Annotated in this window: 4 protein-coding genes; 3 read left to right on the top strand and 1 reads right to left on the bottom strand. The window is 62.5% G+C overall.

Annotated elements, in window-relative coordinates; genetic code table 11:
• Positions 1-463 precede the first annotated feature (463 nt).
• The gene (locus tag NW809_RS01440; RefSeq protein ID WP_099813015.1) at positions 464-1,120 is read left to right on the top strand and encodes a cofactor assembly of complex C subunit B; all 657 of its coding nucleotides are present in this window, start codon (positions 464-466) and stop codon (positions 1,118-1,120) included.
• A gap of 2 nt (positions 1,121-1,122) precedes the next feature.
• Here NW809_RS01440 and mutS read toward each other — a convergent pair whose 3' ends face one another.
• The gene (gene mutS, locus NW809_RS01435) at positions 1,123-3,810 is read right to left on the bottom strand and encodes a DNA mismatch repair protein MutS (RefSeq protein ID WP_414401379.1); all 2,688 of its coding nucleotides are present in this window, start codon (positions 3,808-3,810) and stop codon (positions 1,123-1,125) included.
• 465 nt (positions 3,811-4,275) lie between these two features.
• Here mutS and NW809_RS01430 point away from each other — a divergent pair, with 465 nt between their 5' ends.
• Together NW809_RS01430 and NW809_RS01425 are read left to right on the top strand one after the other, a co-directional pair.
• Positions 4,276-5,319: a FecCD family ABC transporter permease gene (locus NW809_RS01430; RefSeq protein WP_414355556.1), complete on the top strand. Its 1,044-nt coding sequence runs from the start codon at positions 4,276-4,278 to the stop codon at positions 5,317-5,319.
• Positions 5,316-6,149 carry an ABC transporter ATP-binding protein gene (locus NW809_RS01425; RefSeq protein ID WP_414401378.1) on the top strand — a complete coding sequence of 278 codons (834 nt, stop codon included), beginning with the start codon at positions 5,316-5,318 and terminating at the stop codon, positions 6,147-6,149. Before NW809_RS01430 ends, NW809_RS01425 begins: the two co-directional genes overlap by 4 nt.
• Positions 6,150-6,205: the final 56 nt, after the last annotated feature.

The raw sequence follows: 6,205 nt of genomic DNA, 5'->3' as shown, positions 1-6,205 counted from the left end.
GACATGTAAGGTATTGCTGAAACAGCGACAGAGGCAGGCAAACCAAAAGGGCAGGACTGGGAGGAAATCTCTAAGGCTGGTGTCTCCCTGGAGCGGTTGCTTTGCGCCGTCATCGCTCGAGTGGGGCAGGCACCCTCCTCCTCAACCCTCGCTGCAGAGCTCTGCCCTCTTAAAGGAGGCTACCCTGGAAAGGGAGAGAGACAAGAGTCAGTAAAGCAGAAGCCTCTTATCATAACTTATTATAGTTGCACTTCCCAGCCGAGAGGCACGAGATCCGGCGTAGCCTCCCCTCCTCTTGAACTGCCACTGAGGTTGCTGAAAAGCGCACTGCCCTCCGAGGGGTTTTTTGCCCATGCGAGCTACAAAGCGATAGAGGTGGCAACTCGGTTTTTCTTTAGAGGAGGGGGCGGCCAGCTCCTCTGAGAAGTCTAAACTGGTCAGCAGGCGTGTAAACTAGCATTCCATGAACTGCTTTCTTGCCAAGTCTCCTTCTTTCTGGTCAGGAGAGAAAGCCCCGATCGCAGTTGCGCCGCCCATCAACTTTGGCTCTCTATCGGAGGCACGTGCGGCAGTAGCCGCCTCTTCTTCCTTGCAAGGGGAGACAATTTCAACGCTACTGCTTACGGTCTTGCTGGCCATCGGCCTGTTCTTTTTTCTGCGAGCCTCTGGCAAAGACCGCGTCGAAGCTCGTCTCTATTTTAGCAGTCGCAACCTGGAAGAAATGGGATCCCTTCTCCGAAAGCACCTGGAGGGGCGCGCCTATCGCTTGCAATCTGCTGACCCGGAGGGGATCGCCACCTTTGTGGGTCAGGCGCGGGCCAGTGTGGGGTTGGCTGTTTTTTTGACGGGGCTGGCGGGGGCAGGGCTGGCCTGTTTGGCCCTGGTGCTGCAGATGCTGCAGCCGGCTTGGGGAGCCTGGCCTTGGACGCTGCTGCTGGCCTCTCCTTGGGCGGGCTGGTACTACTGGCGGCGCAGCCACCGCCCGCAGCAGATCCGCCTGAAGCTGCAAGAGGCCGCTCCGCCCCCCGGATCCCACCTCTGGGTGGAGGGGCAGCGGGAGGAGCTGGAGGTGCTGGCCGCCACCTTGGGGCTGGAAGAACGGGATCCGGAGCGAGGATAGACCTAGAGCTCCTCGGGGTAGAGGGAGGTCGGGATCAGGGATAGTTGATCCCCAGCCTTGGCATCGCAGTCGGGTATCCCGCGGGAATTGGATTCTTGCTTGAACCGTTTCTTGGGGTTGTTTGAAGAAGGGCGGCTTTTCCCCTGGCTGCGCAGGCCGAGGCCGATGCGGCTGTGTTGTTCCACCAGGGCCAGCACCTGTTTGGCCCGCTCGATCACCGGCTGGGGCAGGCCGGCCATGCGCCCTACCTCGATGCCGTAGGAGCGGTCGGCCCCCCCGGGCTGCACCTGGTGCAGGAAGATGATGCGATCCGGCAGCTCTTTCACCACCACCTGGAAGTTGGCCACGTTGGGCAGCAGGGTCTCCAGTTGGTTGAGCTCGTGGTAGTGGGTGGCAAAGATTGTGCGGGCGCGCACCTGGGTGGCAAGGTACTCAGCCACCGCCCAGGCAATGGAGAGGCCGTCGAAGGTGGCGGTGCCGCGGCCAATCTCGTCCAAAAGCACCAGGGAGCGCTCGCCGGCGTGGTTGAGGATGTTGGCCGTCTCGTTCATCTCCACCATGAAGGTGGACTGTCCCGTGGCCAGGTCATCGACAGCGCCGATGCGGGTAAACACACGGTCACAGAGGCCCAGCTCCGCCCGCCTTGCCGGCACAAAGCTGCCCATCTGGGCCAGGATCTGGATGAGCCCGATCTGCCGCAAATAGGTGGATTTGCCCGACATGTTGGGGCCAGTGAGGACAATCAGATCCGGGCCGTGGGGGGATCCCAGACGCACCGAGTTGGGGACAAATAGGCCCTGGGGCAAAGACTTCTCCACCACCGGATGGCGCCCTTCCTCGATGACTAGGCGGCGGTCGGTCGTGATTACGGGACGAGTGTAACCCTGCTGCACAGCCACTTCCGCCAAGCCAAACAGGGCATCGACGGCGGCCAGGGTCTGGGCCACCTGGCGGATGGCGGCAGCTTGGGATCCCGCCTCTTGGCGCAGCTGCACAAACAGCTCGTATTCCCGCTGGTTGATCTCAGTCTGAGCGGTGAGGACGCGGGCTTCTTTTTCTTTGAGCTCAGGGGTGATGAAGCGCTCTTCGTTAGTCAGGGTCTGCTTGCGGATGTACTCCTTGGGCACCTGCTGGGCCTTGGCGCGGCTGATGCTGATGTAGTAGCCGAAAGCCTTGTTGAAGCCAACTTTGAGGGTGGGGATCCCAGTGCGCTCGCGCTCGGTTTTCTCCAACTGGGCAATCCACTGGCGGTCTTGCTCCACCTGGTGCCGCAGCCTGTCCAGCTCCGGATCGACGCCGGGCCGGATTAGCCCCCCTTCGGTGAGCACAGGGGGAGGGGAGGGCAGGAGGGTGTGCTCGATGCGGCGGCCCAGGTCAACCAGGGCGGGATCCACCTGCTGCAAGCTCTGCAGGAGAGGGGTCTTGGCTTCGGCCACCAGCTCCGCCAGTTGGGGCAGTTTGCCCAAGGAGGAGCCCAGGGCCACCAGCTCGCGCGGGTTGGCGGTGCCGGAGGCGACGCGGTTGGCCAAGCGCTCCAGGTCATAGAGAGAGTCCAGCAGGGATCCCAGGCGGGTGCGCAGGGAGGGGTTTTCCAACAGCTCCTGGATGGTGTCCTGGCGGAGGCGGATTTGCTCGAGATCCCGCAAAGGCTGCAGCAGCCAACGGCGCAGGGTGCGTCCTCCCATGGCAGTGCGGCTGTGATCCAGCACCCAGAGCAGGGATCCGACAAAGGCCCCCTCGCGGATGGTCTGGGTGAGCTCCAAGTTGCGGCGGGTTTGGGGATCCAAGATGAGGTAATCCGTCAACTGGTAGGTGCGAGGGGGACGTAGGAGGGGGTGGCCCCCCTGGGGAGAAGGCTGCACCAGGTTCTTTTGCGTCTCCTCCAGGTAGTGCAAGAGCCCTCCCGCCGCCCGAATGGCCAGGGGCAGCTCCTTGCAGCCCAAGCCCTCCAAAGAGCGCAGGCCATAGGTCTGTAGCAAGTTTTCTCGCGCCACCGCCAGCTCAAAGGGCTCCGCCGGGCGCAGGGTATAGGTGTACTGGCCGGGCAGGCCCAGGGAAGCTTGGGGATCCCCAGGCCGAATTAAGCCCAGGCCCAGCCCTTCCTCGGTGGGCAGCAGGATCTCCGCCGGCTGCAGCCGGGCCAGCTCCTGTTCTAGCTGCTCTTGCCCCTCGCTCTGGCAGACCCAGAACTCGCCGGTAGAAATGTCGGCGTAAGCCAGGCCCCAGGGGGTTTGCTTGAAGCCTCTCAGGCGGACCACGGCGGCCAAGTAGTTGTTTTGCCGTGCCTGCAGCAGCTCCTCTTCGATGACCGTGCCGGGGGTGATGACCCGCGTCACTTCCCGCCGCACCAAGCCTTTGGCCTGATCTGCCGGCTCCATCTGGTCGCAGACGGCCAGGGCATAGCCTTTGGCCACCAACTGAGCAGCATAGCGGTCAAAGGCGTGGTAAGGGATCCCGCACATGGGCACCCGTCCTATGGCCCCTGCCTCCCGCCCGGTGAGCACCAGCTCCAGCTCCCGCGACACCACTTCCGCGTCCTGGAAAAACATCTCGTAGAAATCCCCTAGGCGGTAGAGCAAGATGGCGTGGGGATACTGCCGCTTCAGCTCCACATAGTGCTGCATCATGGGGGTGAGCAGGGCGGGATCCACCTCTAAGGCATCCCAAGTAGGCTCGGCGGAAGAACTCATGGCATCAAAACGTGGGCAAGCAATGGGCTGAAGGTTCGGAGTCTAGCCAACTCGGGCCGACCAGCTTGGGCCATTCTAGATCCAGGTCTAGATGAAGTTTGAGACGTTTCCCCAGCCCTTCTCCCCTGATTCCCATTTCGCGGTTGGTTGCCATGACCTCGCTCAGGGTAGTTGGATCCCCCCTGAGATAAGTCCGAATGGCTGGGCAGAGGCGCTGCCCGGTCTTGTCCAAAAGCCCTGAAGCGCAAGAGGGAGAAATTTAGGCACAAGCTATTGAAACTGACTTGCAACATCCAAGAAGCCTTGCTATTCTAGCGACTACGTTTTGTTGAGTTTACTTTCAATAAAGCTCGGGAGGGAGGCCTGGCCAACTTGGCTGAGTTTTCCATCCCGCCCTGGCGGGCGGAGGGGGTTTCTTGGCCTCAGAAGGCTCTCTTCCTGGGCAAAGCTCGAGAGGTTTTCCCGGTGCTGGTCGATCGCGAGTGTCCGTATACAGAGGTTGAGGGGGGCAGAGGCTGGGGGCAAAGAAAGCGGCTGCTCTCGCCAATCGGTTTGACCTGTTTGCTATTGAGTTTCATTTTCCTAGTACTTTTGGTCTCGATTGCTTTGGGATCCGTTCCCATGACTTTCCCAGAACTCTGGCAAGCCCTGTGGGGGCAGGGGGATCCCATTCGGCAGACGATTGTTTGGCAGTTGCGGCTGCCGCGGGCGCTCTTGGCCCAGTTGCTGGGGGCGGCTCTGGGGATGGCAGGGGCCCTGTTGCAGGGGATGCTGGGCAATGGGCTGGCGGATCCCTACCTGCTGGGCATTTCGGCGGGGGCGGGCCTGGCGGCGGTGGGGTTGCTCACCTTGGGAGAGTGGACGGCTTGGGTGCCCCTGGCCGCTTGGGTGGGCGGGGTGCTGACTACCGTGTTGGTGTACGGGTTGGCGCGTACTCCCTCGGGACTGGCGGTGGAGCGGCTGATCTTGGCGGGGGTGGCCGTCAGCGCCCTGTTTGGGGCCATTAGCTCCACCTTGTTGTTGATGGCAGATGACCGGGTGCAGGTGGCTCTCACCTGGTTGATCGGCAGCTTGAGCGGGCGGGGCTGGCCAGAGGTGCAGGTGGCCGGGGCGTATATCCTGGTCGGCTTGGGATTGGGATGGGGGCAGGCGCGGGCTTTAAACCTGCTGAGCTTGGGGGAAGAGATGGCGGTGAGCTTGGGGATCCCTCTGGCGCGGACGCGGGTGGTGATTGGTCTGGTGGCGGCTTGGCTGGCGGCAACCGCTGTCAGTGTGGGGGGGTTGATCGGCTTTGTCGGTTTGGTGGTGCCCCACATGGTGCGGCAGGGGGTGGGATCCGATTACCGCTGGCTGTTGCCCCTTTCTGCCTTGGCGGGGGCGACCCTGCTGAGCGGTGCCGATATCCTGAGCCGTTTGGGCCCGATAGAGCTGCCGGTGGGGATTGTCACCGCTGTGATGGGGGCTCCCTTTTTCGGCTGGCTGCTGTGGCAGCAGGGGGCAGGGCGATGAGAGAGCCCATCCTGCAGGTCGAGGATTTGAGCGGGGGCTACGGATCCCGGACGGTGGTGCGACAAGTGAGCTTCAGCGTGCAAAAGGGGGAATGGCTGAGCATTGTCGGCCCCAATGGTTCGGGCAAATCGACGGTGCTGCGACTGTTGAGTCGGGTTCTGATTCCCCAAGCTGGGCGCGTGTACTTGGGCGGTCGGGATCTGCACGCTCAACTCACTCCAAAGCAGGTGGCCCGGCAGTTGGCTCTTTTGCCCCAGCAGCAGCGGATCCCGGCAGGGCTAACGGTGCGGCAATTGGTCAGTCTGGGGCGTTCTCCCCACCAGCCCTGGTGGGCGTGGCAGTTGACGCGGGCCGATTGGCAGCAGGTGGAGTGGGCTCTAGAGCAGACGGGACTGGGATCCCTGGCGCTGCGGCGGGTGGAAACCCTTTCGGGGGGCGAGCGGCAACGGGCTTTTCTGGCGTTGGCTTTGGTGCAGGAGCCGCAGGTGTTGCTGTTGGATGAGCCCACCACCTTTTTGGATCTGCGCCACCAACTGGAGCTGCTGGAGCTGTTGCAACGGCTGAAGCAGGAGCAGGGCCTGACGGTAGTTACGGTGCTGCACGACCTGAATTTGGCCATTCGCTACAGCGAGCAGATTGCCTTGCTGGGATCCGGCCAGATGCAGGCCCTGGGGTCTCCCTTGGCGGTGTTGACCCCCAGCCGGGTGCGACAGGTGTTTGGCCTGGAGGTGGAGTGGATCTCGACTCCGGTAGGGCCCCAGCTTTGCCCCCTGCGCAGCACAGCTCCAGCGGCAGCAAGGCTCCTCTCCCTGCCGGTGTCAGGGTGCTGAGGGAGGGTTTGTCCGGTTTTGCAGTGAATTTTCCCTGTTGTGGATTTCGAGGGGCA

It is taken from the genome of Synechococcus sp. WC101, assembly GCF_047461555.1.
Taxonomy (GTDB): domain Bacteria; phylum Cyanobacteriota; class Cyanobacteriia; order Thermostichales; family Thermostichaceae; genus Thermostichus.
Note: the sequence above shows the minus strand (reverse complement) of the source record. Positions and strands in the feature narration are given on the sequence as shown.

What these genes read in the sequence shown, in the direction of transcription:
- mutS (WP_414401379.1), bottom strand. Translation starts at nt 3,810, where the DNA reads ATGAGTTCTTCCGCCGAGCCTACTTGGGATGCCTTAGAGGTGGATCCC.
- NW809_RS01425 (WP_414401378.1), top strand. Translation starts at nt 5,316, where the DNA reads ATGAGAGAGCCCATCCTGCAGGTCGAGGATTTGAGCGGGGGCTACGGA.
- NW809_RS01440 (WP_099813015.1), top strand. Translation starts at nt 464, where the DNA reads ATGAACTGCTTTCTTGCCAAGTCTCCTTCTTTCTGGTCAGGAGAGAAA.